Origin of the sequence: Acinetobacter sp. TY1 (genome assembly GCF_048551395.1) — a bacterium.
Lineage (GTDB): Bacteria > Pseudomonadota > Gammaproteobacteria > Pseudomonadales > Moraxellaceae > Acinetobacter.
On record NZ_JBLYZK010000011.1, the window covers coordinates 83,584 to 99,530 of the forward strand.

Annotated in this window: 14 protein-coding genes; all 14 read left to right on the forward strand. The window is 41.6% G+C overall.

Annotated features, from left to right (window positions below):
- Window positions 1–37: 37 nt before the first annotated feature.
- Window positions 38–1,825 (forward strand): NADH-quinone oxidoreductase subunit C/D, encoded by a 1,788-nt coding sequence (gene nuoC, locus ACK2M2_RS08970; protein WP_419347636.1) that lies wholly within the window; start codon window positions 38–40, stop codon window positions 1,823–1,825.
- Window positions 1,826–1,838: 13 nt separating this feature from the next.
- On the forward strand, window positions 1,839–2,348 hold the full coding sequence (gene nuoE, locus ACK2M2_RS08975; RefSeq protein WP_409511161.1) for an NADH-quinone oxidoreductase subunit NuoE: 510 nt from the start codon (window positions 1,839–1,841) through the stop codon (window positions 2,346–2,348).
- Window positions 2,345–3,673 (forward strand): NADH-quinone oxidoreductase subunit NuoF, encoded by a 1,329-nt coding sequence (gene nuoF, locus ACK2M2_RS08980; protein WP_419347638.1) that lies wholly within the window; start codon window positions 2,345–2,347, stop codon window positions 3,671–3,673. The genes nuoE and nuoF overlap by 4 nt, the downstream gene beginning before the upstream one ends.
- 11 nt (window positions 3,674–3,684) lie before the next feature.
- On the forward strand, window positions 3,685–6,369 hold the full coding sequence (gene nuoG, locus ACK2M2_RS08985; RefSeq protein WP_419347640.1) for an NADH-quinone oxidoreductase subunit NuoG: 2,685 nt from the start codon (window positions 3,685–3,687) through the stop codon (window positions 6,367–6,369).
- A 2-nt stretch (window positions 6,370–6,371) separates the two neighbouring features.
- Window positions 6,372–7,385 (forward strand): NADH-quinone oxidoreductase subunit NuoH, encoded by a 1,014-nt coding sequence (gene nuoH, locus ACK2M2_RS08990; protein ID WP_409511164.1) that lies wholly within the window; start codon window positions 6,372–6,374, stop codon window positions 7,383–7,385.
- A gap of 18 nt (window positions 7,386–7,403) precedes the next feature.
- Window positions 7,404–7,946: an NADH-quinone oxidoreductase subunit NuoI gene (nuoI, locus tag ACK2M2_RS08995; protein WP_196077635.1), complete on the forward strand. Its 543-nt coding sequence runs from the start codon at window positions 7,404–7,406 to the stop codon at window positions 7,944–7,946.
- The gene (gene nuoJ / locus ACK2M2_RS09000) at window positions 7,946–8,464 is read left to right on the forward strand and encodes an NADH-quinone oxidoreductase subunit J (protein WP_409511219.1); all 519 of its coding nucleotides are present in this window, start codon (window positions 7,946–7,948) and stop codon (window positions 8,462–8,464) included. Before nuoI ends, nuoJ begins: the two co-directional genes overlap by 1 nt.
- Window positions 8,464–8,772 carry an NADH-quinone oxidoreductase subunit NuoK gene (gene nuoK, locus ACK2M2_RS09005; protein ID WP_409511165.1) on the forward strand — a complete coding sequence of 103 codons (309 nt, stop codon included), beginning with the start codon at window positions 8,464–8,466 and terminating at the stop codon, window positions 8,770–8,772. Before nuoJ ends, nuoK begins: the two co-directional genes overlap by 1 nt.
- Window positions 8,769–10,658, forward strand: coding sequence for an NADH-quinone oxidoreductase subunit L (nuoL, locus tag ACK2M2_RS09010; RefSeq protein ID WP_409511166.1), 1,890 nt, complete (start codon window positions 8,769–8,771; stop codon window positions 10,656–10,658). The genes nuoK and nuoL overlap by 4 nt, the downstream gene beginning before the upstream one ends.
- Before the next feature lie 7 nt (window positions 10,659–10,665).
- On the forward strand, window positions 10,666–12,276 hold the full coding sequence (gene nuoM, locus ACK2M2_RS09015) for an NADH-quinone oxidoreductase subunit M (RefSeq protein WP_409511220.1): 1,611 nt from the start codon (window positions 10,666–10,668) through the stop codon (window positions 12,274–12,276).
- Between the two features lie 3 nt (window positions 12,277–12,279).
- Window positions 12,280–13,836, forward strand: a complete 1,557-nt coding sequence (nuoN, locus tag ACK2M2_RS09020) for an NADH-quinone oxidoreductase subunit NuoN (RefSeq protein WP_409511167.1) — start codon at window positions 12,280–12,282, stop codon at window positions 13,834–13,836.
- Window positions 13,837–13,957: 121 nt separating this feature from the next.
- Window positions 13,958–14,593, forward strand: coding sequence for a uracil phosphoribosyltransferase (gene upp, locus ACK2M2_RS09025; RefSeq protein ID WP_409511168.1), 636 nt, complete (start codon window positions 13,958–13,960; stop codon window positions 14,591–14,593).
- A gap of 72 nt (window positions 14,594–14,665) precedes the next feature.
- On the forward strand, window positions 14,666–15,529 hold the full coding sequence (locus ACK2M2_RS09030) for a hypothetical protein (protein WP_419347645.1): 864 nt from the start codon (window positions 14,666–14,668) through the stop codon (window positions 15,527–15,529).
- Between the two features lie 119 nt (window positions 15,530–15,648).
- Entirely contained in the window at window positions 15,649–15,873 is a 225-nt protein-coding gene (locus tag ACK2M2_RS09035; RefSeq protein ID WP_419347648.1) for a cold-shock protein, read from the forward strand.
- Window positions 15,874–15,947: the final 74 nt, after the last annotated feature.

Below are 15,947 nucleotides of genomic sequence, written 5' to 3' on the forward strand. Positions count from 1 at the left end.
ATTTGACAGAATTTGTATTAAATAGGAAGCCAAGCCAATGGCTGAAACTGAAATTGCTATGCCAGAATCAGCGCCTGTTGATTCCCGCCCAGCATTTGCGATCGTAGAAGATCTCAAAGCCAAATTTGGCGAGAACTTTTACGTGCAAACAACCTTTGAAGACTTTCCAACAGTCTGGGTTGAGCGTGCTCGCGTACAAGAAGTTTTAATGTTCTTACGTACAGTGTCACGTCCTTACGTGATGCTATTCGACTTGTCTGCGGTAGATGAGCGTTTACGTACACATCGTGATGATTTACCTGCATCTGACTTCACTGTGTTCTATCACTTGTTATCGCTTGAGCGTAACAGTGATATTCGTATCAAAGTTGCGTTAAACGAGAATGATATTAACATTCCGACTGCAACCAATATTTGGCCAAATGCCAACTGGTACGAACGTGAAGCATACGATATGTTCGGGATCAATTTCGAAGGGCATCCAATGCTCCGTCGTATTTTGTTGCCAACCTATTGGGAAGGTCATCCACTTCGTAAAGAATATTCTGCACGTGCAACTGAATATACACCGTATATGCAGAACCAAGCGAAGCAAGATTTTGAGCAAGAACACTTACGTTTCGTTCCCGAAGATTGGGGTTTAAGTCGTGGTAATGCCGACGAAGACTTCATGTTCTTGAACTTGGGACCGAACCATCCGTCTGCGCACGGTGCATTCCGTGTGATTTTGCAGCTTGATGGCGAAGAAGTGAAAGACTGTGTGCCTGATATTGGTTATCACCACCGTGGTGTGGAAAAGATGGCTGAACGTCAAACGTGGCATTCATTCATTCCTTATACCGACCGTGTTGACTACTTGGGTGGTTGTGCGCAGAACATGCCTTATGTGATGGGTGTAGAGCAAATGGCGGGAATTACAGTTCCTGACCGTGCGCAATGTATCCGTGTCATGATGTCTGAATTATTCCGTATCAATAACCATTTATTGTATTTGGGTACAGCGATTCAGGATGCCGGCGGTATGACTCCAGTATTCTATATGTTTGCTGACCGTCAAAAAATCTATGATGCGATAGAAGCAATCACAGGTTTCCGTATGCACCCAGCATGGTTCCGTATTGGTGGTACTGCACACGATCTTCCAAATAATTGGCAGAAACTGATCAAAGATATTTTAGATTGGCTACCAAAACGTTTGAAGGAATACCATACAGCAGCATTGAAAAACTCAGTGTTTATTGGTCGTACACGTAATGTTGCTCAATATGATGCTAAATCTGCATTGGCTTGGGGTGTTACAGGTACAGGTTTGCGTGCAACAGGTATTGATTTTGACGTACGTAAATATCGTCCATACAGTGGCTATGAAAACTATGATTTTGAAGTTCCTGTAGAGTACGAAGGCGATGCGTATGCACGTGTTATGGTTCACTATCGTGAAATCGAAGAATCATTGAAAATCGTCAAACAGTGTTTGGATAACATGCCTTCTGGTCCTTATAAAGCGGATCATCCATTGGCAGTTCCACCACCAAAAGACAAGACTTTGCAAGATATTGAAACCTTGATTACGCACTTCTTGAGCGTGTCATGGGGTCCTGTAATGCCTGCTGGTGAAGCATCAGTCATGGCAGAAGTGGTAAAAGGTGCATCGAACTACTACTTGACTTCTGATAAGTCAACGATGAGTTATCGTACCCGTATTCGTACACCAACGTTCACTCACTTGCAGCAAATGCCTTCCGTGATTAACGGCAGTCTTGTATCTGACTTGATCATTTATTTAGCGACAATTGACGTCGTTATGGCTGACGTGGATCGCTAAGGGGCAACGCATTATGATGATTTTGACTGATAAAAAGCCACGTGTGACTGTTGAAGGAATTTTGACTGCGGACGAAATTCATGAAATTGAACATCACATTGAGCATTATCCATACCCACGTGCGGCGTGTTTAGATGCGTTAAAGCATGTACAACGCCGTAACGGTTGGGTCGATGATGCACAAATGAATGCAATTGCTCAAATGTTAAGTATGAGTGTTGCAGATTTAGAAGGTGTTGCAACTTTCTATAACCGTATTTACCGTCAGCCGGTGGGTCGTCACGTAATTTTATTATGTGATTCGATTGCTTGCTTCTTGATGGGTGCGGAAACTTTAGCAGAAGCATTCCAACGTGAATTGGGGATTCAGTACGGTCAAACGACTGCCGATAACCGTTTCACTTTGCTTCCAATCTGCTGTTTAGGGAACTGTGACAAAGGTCCAACTTTGATGATTGATGAAGATACTCACGGTCTAGTTGAAGTGACATCTGTTAAACAGCTCTTGGAGAAGTATGTATGAATACTGAACCAAAACCAATTTATGGCGAAGGTAACCCTGAAACTCACCCATTAACATGGCGTTTGAGTAAACAGGAATACGTTCGCAGTGCAGATGATTACGAAGCACTTGAAGGCTATGCAGGCTTTAAAAAAGCATTGGAAATGCCACCGAAAGATGTACTTGAAATCATTAAAGCAGCGACTGTTAAAGGTCGTGGTGGTGCAGGTTTCCCAGCAGGGATCAAATGGTCACTCATGGCGCCAAATGATGGCGGTCCTCGTTACCTGATCTGTAATGCCGATGAAATGGAGCCAGGGACATTCAAAGACCGTTTGTTGATGGAAAAACTTCCACATCAATTGATCGAAGGGATGTTGATTGCAGGTTATACCTTAGAAGCAACACAAGGTTATATCTTCATTCGTGGTGAATACATCGAAGCTGCAGGCTACTTAACTGAAGCTTTAGCACAAGCACGTGCCAAAGGTTACTTGGGTGAAAACATCCTTGGAACAGGTTGGAACTTCGATATGCATGTACATACCGGTGCGGGTCGTTATATTTGTGGTGAAGAAACTGCATTGATTAACTCGCTTGAAGGTCGCCGTGCAAATCCTCGTACTAAACCACCGTTCCCACAAGTTGCAGGTGCTTGGGGTCGTCCTACGATTGTCAACAACGTAGAAACGTACAACAACTTACCGGCAATTATGCTTCGTGGTCCTGAATGGTATAACGGTTTATCTCAAGGTAAATCGAAAGATCCAGGCACAAAAATTTATGGTGCATCAGGTAAAGTGAAATTCCCTGGTCTTTGGGAACTTCCTTTTGGTACGACTGCGCGTGAAGTGATTGAAGACTATGCTGGTGGTATGCGTGATGGCTTGAAGCTTAAAGCATGGTTACCTGGTGGTGCATCGACTGACTTTTTGGCAGCAGAGCACATCGATCTTCCTATGGATGCGGAAACAATCATGAAAGCGGGTTCACGTTTAGGTACGTGTTTGCTTATGGTTGTAGATGAAACTCAATGTATGGTTTCAGCAACACGTAACTTAGAAGAATTCTTTGCACGTGAATCATGTGGTTTTTGTACTCCTTGTCGTGATGGTTTGCCTTGGGCGGTTAAAGCGCTTAAAGCAATCGAAGATGGCACAGGTAAGAAAGAAGATATCGATCATTTACAGGAGCTTACTCGTAAGCTTTGGATTGGTAAAACTTTCTGTGCTCACGCACCTGGTGCAATGGAACCATTAATGGGTGCACTCAAATATTTCCGTAGCGAGTTTGAAGCGAAGGTAGTCGATGCTGCCGCTCAAATTAGCAACGTAGAACAAGCTTAAGGAATTCGACTATGGCTACAATTCATGTCGATGGCAAATCTTACGAAGTCGATGGCTCAGAAAACTTGCTACAAGCGTGTTTAAGTCTGGGTATTGATATCCCGTATTTTTGTTGGCATCCATCCTTAGGTTCTGTCGGTTCTTGCCGTCAATGTGCTGTGACTCAATATGCGAATCCGGAAGATACCCGTGGTCGTTTGGTCATGTCATGTATGACACCTGCATCTGACAATACCTATATCTCAATTGAAGACAAAGAAGCGACTTCGTTTCGTGAATCAATTGTAGAATTCTTAATGACAAACCACCCACATGACTGTCCAGTTTGTGAAGAAGGTGGTCATTGCCATTTACAAGATATGACTGTGATGACACAGCATGACCGTCGTCGCTATCGTTTTACTAAGCGTACACACCATAACCAAGAGTTAGGCTCGTTTATTTCGCATGAAATGAACCGCTGTATCGCGTGTTATCGTTGTGTTCGTTATTACAACGATTATGCTGGCGGTACAGACTTTGGTGTGTATGGTAATGCATCACGTGTTTACTTCGGTCGCCCAGAATCAGGTGCTTTAGAGTCTGAATTTTCTGGCAACTTGACTGAAGTATGCCCAACAGGTGTATTTACCGATAAAACACATTCTGCACGTTATAACCGTAAATGGGACATGCAGTATGCGCCAAGCGTATGCCAAGGCTGTTCTTCAGGTTGTAATATTTCTCCAGGTGAACGCTATGGTGAGATTCGTCGTGTAGAAAACCGTTTCAACGGTGAAGTGAACCAATACTTCCTTTGCGATAAAGGTCGTTTTGGTACAGGTTATGTGAACCTTGAAAATCGTCCACGTCAACCCCAGTTCCGTAAAGGCACAAATGTTGAAACTGTATCTGTAGATGCTGCGCTTGATTCCGTAATCGAAGCAATTCAAGGTAAAAAAGTATTAGGAATTGGCTCGCCGCGTGCGTCTTTAGAGTCAAACTTTGCACTTCGTGAATTGGTTGGGCAAGAAAACTATTCAACAGGTTTATCTCAAAAAGAGCAAAATCTAGTTGAGCTTGCTGCATCAATCATGCAAACCGAAGGTGTTTATAACCCAGGTATGCGTGAAATTGAAAGCTATGATGCAGTACTGATTCTAGGTGAAGATTTAACGCAAACTGCACCACGTATGGCATTGTCTGTTCGCCAAGCTGCGAAAAATAAAGCCAAAGAAATGGCTGCAGAACGTCGTACACAAGAGTGGTTGGCTGAGCCGTTACAACGGATTGCACAAGATGCTAAATCTCCGATTTACATTTTAGCTGCAACACAAACACGTCTTGCTGATGTTGCTGCGGGTGAAGTTGTTGCTTCTCCAAATGACATTGCACGTTTAGGTTTTGCAGTTGCTGCAGGCGTTAAAGGTGAAGCGATTCTTGGTTTAGATGATGATGCAAAAGCATTTGCTCAAACCATTGCTGATACTTTAAAAGCTGCGAAAAAACCGTTGATTATTTCAGGTACAAGTTTACAAGATGTTGCGATCATGGAAGCTGCTGCACAAGTTGCACAGAACCTTGGTGGCAATGCAGGTTTGACTTTAACTGTTCCTGAAGTGAACTCAATGGGTCTTGCATTGTTTGGTGGCTTAAGCTTAGAGCAAGCATTTGCTCAAGATTACGACTCAATCATGATTGTGGAAAATGACTTATACCGTCGTTTACCTGCAAAACAAGTTCAAGCTGCATTTGCAAAAGCAAAAAATGTGATTGTTCTTGATCATACTGAAACTGAAACTGTAAAAGCTGCGACCGTTGTTCTGTCTGCTGCGAGTTTTGCTGAAGGTGATGGTACAGTTGTATCTCAAGAAGGTCGTGCTCAGCGCTTCTATCAAGTTTATGATCCGTCATATTACAAGCCTGAACTTGCGATTAAAGAATCTTGGCGCTGGTTGCATGCCATTGAAACAGGTGTGCAAGGTAAAGCGATTGCATGGACTGTGCTTGATGATGTGATTGAAAGTCTTGCTAAAAATGTGCCTACACTTGAAGCGATTCAAGATGTTGCACCGAATGCAGGCTTCCGTGTACATGGCTTAAAAATTGCCCGTGAACCGCGTCGTTATTCAGGTCGTACAGCAATTCGTGCGCCACTTTCAATTCATGAACCAAAACAACCTGTCGATAAAGACTCTGCATTAGCATTCTCTATGGAAGGTTATGTTGGTGATCAAACTCCATCTGCATTGGTTCCATTTGCATGGTCTGCGGGTTGGAACTCACCACAATCTTGGAATAAACTCCAAGACAAAGTGGGTGGTCATTTGAAAGGTGGTGATTCAGGCGTACGTCTATTTGACCGTTTGAATAAGCGTCCTGTCCGTACTTTCGTTGCGCCAGCTGTTGTTGTCGTGAATCCTGAAAGCTTCCGTCTTGTTCCTATGCATCATATTTTTGCATCAGGCGAATTTACGGCGAAAACACCAGCGATGGAAACACGTATTCCAAATGCTGTGTTTGCAGTCGGTGAACAAGATGCAGCACGTTTGAAGGTTCAAGAAGGTCAAAACATTACGGTGAAAGCAGGCGAAACTGAAATAAGTCTTCCTGTACAAGTCATCGAATATTTACCTGCAGGTTATATTGGTTACCCAGTTGGTCAAGCACCTACGGTTTCTCTTGCTGAACCTGTATCTGTAGCGGTAGGAGTGTAATCATGAATGAAACTTTACGCGCCTTACCGACTTGGGCACAGGACTGGCCAGTTGCTTACTCAGTACTTCAAGCAATTGTCATCTTATTGGCTGTGGTTTTACTCGCAGCATTGATGTCATTTGTTGAACGTCGTTTACTGGGTTTGTGGCAAGACCGTTATGGTCCTAACCGTGTTGGTCCAGGCGGTATGTTCCAAATCGTTGCCGACATGCTTAAAATCATGTTCAAAGAAGATTGGACACCAAAGTTTGTTGATAAATTAACGTTCCGTATGGCACCTGCAGTTGCAATGGCAACTGCGGTACTGTCGTTCATGGTTATTCCTGTTTCACCTTACTTAGGTGTTGCAGATATGAGCATTGGTCTATTGTTCTTTATGGCAATGGCAGGTATTGCAGTTTATGCAGTACTGTTCGGTGGTTGGTCATCAAATAACAAATATGCATTGCTCGGTGGTTTACGTTCTGCTGCTCAAACCATTTCTTATGAAGTGTTCTTGGGTATTTCATTGATGGGTGTTGTGGCGATTGCAGGTTCATTTAACTTGCGTGACATCGTTGAAGCTCAACGTGATGTCTGGTTCGTGATTCCACAGTTCATTGGCTTTATGGTATTCGTGGTTGCGGGTGTAGCGGTAACGCATCGTCATCCATTTGACCAACCTGAAGCTGAGCAAGAACTTGCGGAAGGTTACCATGTAGAATACGGCGGTATGAAGTGGGGGATGTTCTTCGTTGCTGAATACGTGAACGTGATCTTAATTTCAGCGTTGATTGTTACGTTGTTCTTCGGCGGTTGGTTAGCGCCATTTAACTTAGATATTCCATTCATTCCAGATGCGTTCTGGTTCATTATCAAAACAGCATTCTTTGTAATGATGTTTGTCTTGGCTCGTGGTTCTTTAATGCGTCCACGTTATGACCAAGTGATGAATTTTGGTTGGAAAGTATGTTTACCATTAGCGTTAGTCAACCTTTTGGTGACTGGTGCTGTGATTCTGATGAATCAAGCCTAGGACAGCAGGGAGTACAAAATGTATAAAATTCTAGCTGGAGTAGGGTCGATCGTACGTTCATTGTGGATGGTGTTCAGCCATGTCACACGTAAACGTGACACGATTTTATATCCTGAAGTACCAGCCGAACAGATCGTACCACCACGTTACCGTGGTCGTATCGTGTTGACACGTGACCCAGATGGTGAAGAACGCTGTGTTGCGTGTAACCTGTGTGCGGTTGCATGTCCTGTAGGTTGTATTTCACTGCAAAAAGCTGAAAAAGAAGATGGTCGTTGGTATCCGGAGTTTTTCCGTATCAACTTCTCACGCTGTATTTTCTGCGGTATGTGTGAAGAAGCATGTCCAACCACTGCAATTCAGTTAACACCTGATTTTGAATTGGGCGAATACGTTCGTCAGGATCTTGTGTACGAAAAAGAAAACTTACTGATCTCAGGTCCTGGTAAATATCCAGACTACAATTTCTACCGTGTAACTGGTATGGCAATTGATGGTAAAGAGAAAGGTCAAGCACAGCGTGAAAGCGCACCTGTAGACGTACGGAGCTTATTACCATGATGTGGCCATTTTATTTAATGGCTCTCGTGGCCATTGTTTCTACAATTCGTGTTGTAACCAATGCAACGCCAGTTCACGCATTGTTGAGCTTGATTGTTTCATTGTTGGCAGTGGCAGGTATGTTCCTGACCATTGGAGCACCTTTTGCAGCGGCACTTGAAATTATTGTCTATGCCGGCGCAATTATGGTGTTATTCGTATTCGTTGTGATGATGCTGAATCTTGGTCAAGAGACTGTAGATCAAGAGCGTAAATGGTTAACTTCAGATGCTTGGGCAGTACCAGCGATGTTGAGCTTCTTGATGGGCTTATGCTTAGTATGGATGTTGTCTGGTGACTATACATCTACAGGCATGTTGCTCGGTACGCAAGTGATCGGCCCTAAATTGGTTGGTCAGGCACTCTTTTCACATTACGTATTGTTAGTTGAAGTTGCGGCAATGTTATTGCTTGCTGCACTTGTAGCTGCATACCACTTGGGCAAACGTGTACCAGGTGCAGATGAGGAGAAAGAATAATGGGCAACATTCCTTTAGAACATGGTTTGATCGTTGCATCTATCCTTTTTGCACTTGGTTTTTACGGTGTAATGGTTCGTCGCAATCTTTTATTTGTTCTTATGAGCTTAGAAGTAATGATGAATGCAGCAGCGTTTGCATTCGTTGTTGCGGGTAGTGCTTGGGTGCAACCAGATGGACAGATCATGTTCATTTTGATTTTGACACTTGCCGCTGCAGAGGCTTGTATTGGTCTTGCAATCGTCCTTCAGTTTTACCATCGCTTCCATCACTTGGATGTGGATGCAGCCAGTGAGATGCGCGGATGAGTTATTTATATCTAACGATTTTATTCCCGCTCATTGGTTTTGTCCTTTTAGCGGCAGGTCGTAATAAACTTCCTGAAAATGTAGCAGCAATTATTGGTGCAGGTTCTGTCGGCTTATCTGCTTTAGTCGCATTGATTGCAGGTATTGGTTTTGTAAACAATGGTTCAACGCCAGTGGTTCAAAACTTATGGACTTGGTTTAGCGTTGGTGATTTTGCACCGGGCATTAGTTTGCACCTTGATGGTCTATCATTACTCATGATGGGCATGGTAACAGGTGTAGGCTTCCTGATTCATATCTTTGCAACGTGGTATATGCGTGGCGAAGAAGACTTTGCACGTTTCTTCTCTTACTTCAACTTATTCGTTGCAAGCATGCTTGTACTTGTATTGGGTGACAACTTAGCGTTGTTATTCTTAGGTTGGGAAGGCGTAGGTTTATGTTCTTACCTATTGATTGGTTATTACTATCAAAACCCTGAAAATGGTTTTGCAGCAATCAAAGCATTTACAGTAACACGTGTGGGTGATGTATTTTTACTCATCGCATTGTTCTTACTTTTCCAACAATTTGGTACTTTGCACATTGGTACAATCGTTGCAGAAGCACCGAAAGTATTGGCATTGGATCATAACCTTGCACTTTGGACTTCACTCATGTTGTTCTTGGGTGCTGCAGGTAAATCAGCGCAAATTCCATTACAAACATGGTTAGCAGATGCGATGGCTGGTCCTACACCAGTATCAGCATTGATCCATGCAGCAACAATGGTTACAGCGGGTATTTACTTGTGCTGCCGTATGTTCTCTGTGTTTGAAATGACACCAGAAGTAATGCAGTTCATCTCAATTACAGGTGCTGTAACATTATTGGTTGCAGGCTTTGCTGCATTGGTTCAAACAGACATCAAACGTATTCTTGCTTACTCAACAATGAGTCAGTTGGGTTATATGTTTATGGCTGTGGGTGCTGAAGCATACCAAGCTGGTCTGTTCCATATGCTTTCTCACGCATTCTTTAAAGCGTTATTGTTCCTTTCTTCTGGTGCAGTGATTCTTGCGTATCATCACGAACAAAATATTTTTAAAATGGGTGGCTTGTTCTACAAGAACAAATTCCTGTTTGCATGTTTTGCCATTGGTGGTGGTGCATTAGCAGCAATTCCTTTCATTACTGTTGGTTTCTTCTCGAAAGATGCAATCTTGGGTGCTGTTTGGGTTCAAGGTCAGTCAATCGCAACTTTTGGCTGGTTGTATTGGGTGGGTGTAGCAGGTGCTTTCTTAACTTCAATTTATACATTCCGCTTAATTTGGGTTGTATTCTTTGGTAAAGAAAATACGCCATATCACGAAATCAAAGGCGCAACATATTGGGCGCCATTGGGTATTCTTGCTGTTCTTTCAACAGGTTTAGCTTATTTCCTTAAAGCACCCGTTGAAAAAGCACTGACAGCTGCAAACATTCCTGTATTTGAAGTTTCAGAAGCTTTAACACATGGCATGCATTCAGCTGAATATACTGCTGTCGGTATTGCGCTCGTTGGTCTTGCAGTTGGCGTCGTTTTATTTGCATTTGCTTATAATGCGGTTAAAGGGTTTGCAGCAACTTCATTTGGTGCAGGGCTTGTGAATATTTGCCGTAATGCATTTGGTTTTGATGCACTGTATAACCTTGTATTTGTTCAACCTTACTTGTTATTGGCGAAGATCTTTGGTCGTGATCCAATTGATGGCTTGTGGCTTCTTTTACCAGCCATTGTAAAAGGTGGTAATAAATTTACAAGTTCACGTCAGACGGGTCTATTACGCGAATATGCATCAAGTATGTCTCTTGGTGTAGTGGTTGTGTTGATGATCCTGATCGTGATTCAGGTCGTGGGGAAATAAGATGGAAATCACAAACAATTGGATTTTACCAGCGCTGATCCTCGTACCGTTCATTGCAGGTTTTGCTTGTTGGTTGGTCGATAAAATCGACCAACATCTACCACGTTATATTGCGTTGGTAGGGATGTTGGTTACACTAGGATTGACCATTTCTTTATGGCATTCTGGTACATATAACTATCAGTTGGGTGTAAGCGCACCAGAGTGGGCTGCACAGTTTAAAATTGAGTGGATTAAAACATTAGGCATTAACATTCACCTTGCTGTGGATGGTTTGTCACTTCTTATGGTCGGTTTGACTGCATTACTCGGTGTACTTGCAGTAGGCTGTTCATGGGGCGAGATTCAGAAAAACGTTGGCTTCTTCCATTTAAACCTTTTATGGTCTTTGGGTGGTGTCATTGGTGTTTTCCTTGCAATTGATATGTTCCTCTTCTTCTTCTTCTGGGAGATGATGCTAGTTCCAATCTATTTCTTGATTGCACTTTGGGGACATTCAGGTGCAGATGGTAAATCTCGCGTTTATGCTGCAACTAAATTCTTCATTTATACCCAAGTTGCGGGTCTGATTATGCTTGTCGGCATTTTAGGACTTGTGATTGCTGGTTATATGATGGGTGGTGGCATTGAATTTGGTTATACACATTTAATGGCTGTAGCAAATGCATTAGATGCTAACCCTGCAACATCAAGTTTTGCTTATGCATTGATGATCTGTTTCTTTATTGGTTTTGCAGTGAAGCTTCCTGTATTCCCATTACACGGCTGGTTACCCGATGCGCATGCGCAAGCACCAACAGCAGGTTCTGTTGACCTTGCAGGAATTCTAATCAAAACTGCGGCTTATGGTTTATTACGTTTCGTGATTCCATTCTTCCCAGCAGCATCTGCTCAGTTTGCAGATATCGCGATTATTCTTGGTTTGATCGGTATTTTCTACGGTGCAGTGTGTGCATTCCAACAAACAGATATGAAACGTCTGCTTGCGTACACATCTATTTCGCACATGGGTTTTGTTTTACTTGCACTTTATGCAGGTAACATCCTGACTTTCCAAGGCTTGATGATCATGATGCTTGCACATGGTTTATCTTCTGCTGCATTGTTCATTATGTGTGGTCAAGTTTACGAACGTTTGCACACACGTGATTTACGCTTGATGGGTGGTATTCGTGGTCAGTTCCAATATTTGCCATTCTTCTTGATGTTCTTTGTATCGGCACTTGTCGGTATTCCAGGACTAGGTAACTTTATTGGTGAATTCCTGATCTTGATGGGTTCATTTGGTAAATTCCCACTCTTTACAATTCTTGCCGCGGTGAGTTTGGTTTTTGCAGGTCTTTACGGTCTTATTCTCATCCACAAAGCTTTATTTGGTACGCCAAATGAAGAGCAAAAACAACATTATGCATCGCCTTTGAAAGATCTCAATGCACGTGAAATTGGTCTTCTTCTTGTTTGTGCGATTGGTTTGATTTGGTTGGGTCTGTACCCGCAAACGTTCCTTGATGTTTCAAATTCGAGCATGGCTTGGTTAGCAAATAGTTTTACGCCAACTCAAGATGTTGCTGATGCTGTTCAGCAAATTGCAACTCAACAAAATGTGGAGATCCAATAAGTCATGAACTTCACACTCTCTTTTTCCGACTTAATGCCTTTAGCACCAGTGATGATTGTGGCTTTGACCGCAATTGTCGTGATGATTCTAATTGCAATTAAACGAAACCATAATTTAATTGCAACAGTTTCAGTAATTGGTTTAAACCTTGCATTGCTCAATATTTTATTTACGCTTTTTGGTAAAGGATATGAACCTGCAACGGTGATGGGCATGTTTATGGTTGATCCATTTACATTGTTCTATCAAATTATTATTTTGATTGCTGCGCTTGCGTGTTTCACACTTTCTCATGCGTACATTGAAAATTATAAAGACAACCGTGAAGAATTGTACCTTTTGATGCTAATTTCAGTGTCAGGTGCAATGCTTATGGTTGCAAGCACACACTTCGCATCATTCTTTATTAGCCTTGAGTTAATGTCGATTCCTGTTTACGGTCTATTGGCATATACGTATCAACGTAGTAAATCGCTTGAAGCAGGGATTAAATACCTTGTTCTTTCAGCGACTGCTTCTGCAATGTTATTGATGGGTATGGCGTATGTGTATGCAACAGTAGGTTCATTATCATTTGCAGGTCAAGTTGATGAATTATTCTGGACATTGACGAAGACACAAAATCCAGAAGTGATGACTGCGTTACAAACGTATCTTGGTCAATATCACCAACTGATTGAATCTCCACTTGCGATTATTGGTTTGGGTCTAATCATTGCGGCAGTTGCGTTTAAATTGTCACTCGCACCATTCCATAAATGGACACCAGACGTTTATGCAGGTGCGCCTGCACCAATCGCAACATTCCTTGCAACGGTTTCTAAAGTTGCAATGATTGGTTTGTTGGTTCGTTACTTGTTGTCTTCAGGTGTGATTGGTATTGAATCAATCAAAACTGTAATTGTTGTCATTGCTGTTCTTTCGATTCTTGCAGGTAACTTACTTGCAGTGCGTCAAGTGAACTTGAAACGTATTCTTGCGTATTCATCAATTGCACACTTCGGTTACTTGTTATTGGGTCTTGTGAGTGCATCATTCCTCAGCCTAACATCAGTGGGTACTTATGTATTTACTTATGTGATTACCACCATTGGTGCGTTTGGTGTTGTGGCATTGATGTCTAGCCCATACAACAATGTAGATGAAGCCGAATCACTTGCTGATTACCGTGGTTTGTTCTGGCGTCGTCCTGTATTGACTGCAACATTGACTGTAATGATGTTGTCACTTGCAGGTATTCCGTTGACAGCAGGCTTCATTGGTAAGTTCATGTTGGTGATGACAGTTGTGTCTCAACAACATTGGTTCTATGCGGCAATGATCGTGATTGGTAGTGGTATTGGTTTGTACTATTACTTGCGTGTGATGGTTGTTCTATATATGACACCGCCTGAGACTCCTCGTATTGATGCAGATAAGCATTGGGGACAAAAAGCGGGTGGTATTATGGTACTTCTTGCTGCATTGCTTGTAATCGTTGTAGGTGTTTACCCAGATCCGATTATTGCTTTGGCGAATCAAGCTCAAATGCTTGCACCATTACATTTAGTACTTCAGTAATCCAAAAAAACGATAGCTGTTAACAAAAAAAGCCCTCATTGATTGAGGGCTTTTCTTATTTCTTATATAAAAAACATTTATACTATCCATATTATATTGTTCGCTTTTTAGGTGTTCTCCCGTGTCTATCCAAGAAATTCGCCATCCACTTATCCGCCATAAATTAGGTTTATTACGCCGTGCGGAAATTAGTACTAAAAACTTTCGTGAGCTTGCACAAGAAGTCACTATGTTGCTTACTTATGAAGCAACTAAAGACTTGCCAATGGTTGACCATGAAATTGATGGTTGGAATGGTAAAGTGACTGTAGATCGGATTGCGGGTAAAAAAATTACAGTTGTGCCAATTTTACGTGCAGGTATTGGTATGCTTGATGGCTTCTTAAGCCTTATTCCAAGTGCAAAAGTATCTGTACTCGGTTTAGAGCGTGACGAAGAAACTTTAGAAGCACGAACTTATTATAAAAAATTAGTTCCTGATGTACAAAATCGTATTGCCATGATTATTGATCCAATGTTGGCAACAGGTTCATCACTTGTTGCTGCAATTGATGCATTGAAAGCAAGTGGTTGTAAAGACATCCGTGTGATGGTTCTTGTTGCTGCACCTGAAGGCATTAAACGTGTTGAAGATGCGCATCCTGATGTTACGATTTTCACCGCTTCTATTGATGATGGTTTAAATGAAAATGGCTATATCGTTCCTGGTTTAGGCGATGCAGGCGATAAAATTTTTGGTAGTGTTCAAAAAGATTAAAATTGAGTATTATAAAGAGGAGGTTAATAACCTCCTTTTTTATTTTAATTATAATAAAATGAGTACTTCATTATGTTCTATAAGGGGTTGGTCACAATTTATGACAAAGTAACCAAAAAGGGCCACATTGTATTATTAGACAATGAACAAGAGCTTATTTTTGCTAGTGCAGACTTTCCAAATTCAAATATTGCTCCTCATATTGGTGAACGAATTAAGTGTTCTATTATAGAAAAAAATGGTGTGCTACACGCAAATCTGATTGTCCGATTAGATTATAAAAATGCAGCTTATACGCAAGAAATAGAAGTGAAAAAGAATAGTTTTGATATTGTTCGTCAGTCTATGACACCACTTGTAACGCTTGCAGAAGATGGTATTCAAATCAATAAACAAGCCGATTTACAAAATAGCACTGAACAACACTTGCCTAGAGTAGAGTTAAACATCAACGCTGTGGAATCTGTGGAATCTGTGGAATCTGTGGAATCTGTGGAATCTGTGGAATCTGTGGAATCTGTGGAATCTGTGGAATCTGTAGTACCGTTAAGTCCACCTGTTCAGAGTAATTCACTCGATATTGCACAGTATCATAAGAGTTCAACCTACCAAAACTTAAAAGCTAAATTTGGCTATAGGCATTACAAAGCGCCAACTGTTAAAGAGGGGTTTAAGAAAAATCAACGTAAGAGTAATGGAGTTAATTGGTGGTGGATTGTTTTGGGTCTCATTGGCTTATTGTGTATCAATTTAGGTCTATATACCTATAAGCGTTATCAGCACTATCAACAAGATCAAGCAATTAAGTTAAACAAGCTCACTGCTGAACAAAAACAGCAGGTAGCTGAACAGCGTCGTGCTTTAGGTCGCTTACCAAATAAAATACTATCAAATCAAGCCTTAGATGAATTACTCGGAAAAAATCGAGAAAAATAAACCATTCATCGCAATAGGATAATTAGTGATAAATTGATCACATAACAATCAAAACAGTGTTTGAAAAAAATAGTTAAATCGCATATAACCTAATGAGAAGTAAGGATATGGATAAGCTCATGTATAATTTAGGCAGAGTAAAAGAATATCAGCCTGATCATGGTTTCGGTTTTGTCACAGTACAAGATAATAATGAGACGATTTTTTTTGAAATCTCAGATTTTCCATCTGAAGGGGGATTGCCACGTAAAGGTGAAAATGTAAAATTTATTATTGTACAAAATCAAGGGAAATTAAAGGCAAGCCAATTTATTCGTTTAGATCATGCACCTAAATATTCTTGAACCGTACCGGGTTTGTCGGAGAGTCAATATTCTGAGAGACTATCCCGATGAAAAAACCAAACTATACCCCCGAA

Excerpts from the sequence above, each read along its gene's own strand:
- nuoC (WP_419347636.1), top strand. The coding sequence starts at position 38 with ATGGCTGAAACTGAAATTGCTATGCCAGAATCAGCGCCTGTTGATTCC.
- nuoL (WP_409511166.1), top strand. The coding sequence starts at position 8,769 with ATGAGTTATTTATATCTAACGATTTTATTCCCGCTCATTGGTTTTGTC.
- nuoK (WP_409511165.1), top strand. The coding sequence starts at position 8,464 with ATGGGCAACATTCCTTTAGAACATGGTTTGATCGTTGCATCTATCCTT.
- nuoJ (WP_409511219.1), top strand. The coding sequence starts at position 7,946 with ATGTGGCCATTTTATTTAATGGCTCTCGTGGCCATTGTTTCTACAATT.
- ACK2M2_RS09030 (WP_419347645.1), top strand. The coding sequence starts at position 14,666 with ATGTTCTATAAGGGGTTGGTCACAATTTATGACAAAGTAACCAAAAAG.
- ACK2M2_RS09035 (WP_419347648.1), top strand. The coding sequence starts at position 15,649 with ATGTATAATTTAGGCAGAGTAAAAGAATATCAGCCTGATCATGGTTTC.
- nuoI (WP_196077635.1), top strand. The coding sequence starts at position 7,404 with ATGTATAAAATTCTAGCTGGAGTAGGGTCGATCGTACGTTCATTGTGG.
- nuoG (WP_419347640.1), top strand. The coding sequence starts at position 3,685 with ATGGCTACAATTCATGTCGATGGCAAATCTTACGAAGTCGATGGCTCA.
- nuoF (WP_419347638.1), top strand. The coding sequence starts at position 2,345 with ATGAATACTGAACCAAAACCAATTTATGGCGAAGGTAACCCTGAAACT.
- nuoN (WP_409511167.1), top strand. The coding sequence starts at position 12,280 with ATGAACTTCACACTCTCTTTTTCCGACTTAATGCCTTTAGCACCAGTG.
- nuoE (WP_409511161.1), top strand. The coding sequence starts at position 1,839 with ATGATGATTTTGACTGATAAAAAGCCACGTGTGACTGTTGAAGGAATT.
- nuoH (WP_409511164.1), top strand. The coding sequence starts at position 6,372 with ATGAATGAAACTTTACGCGCCTTACCGACTTGGGCACAGGACTGGCCA.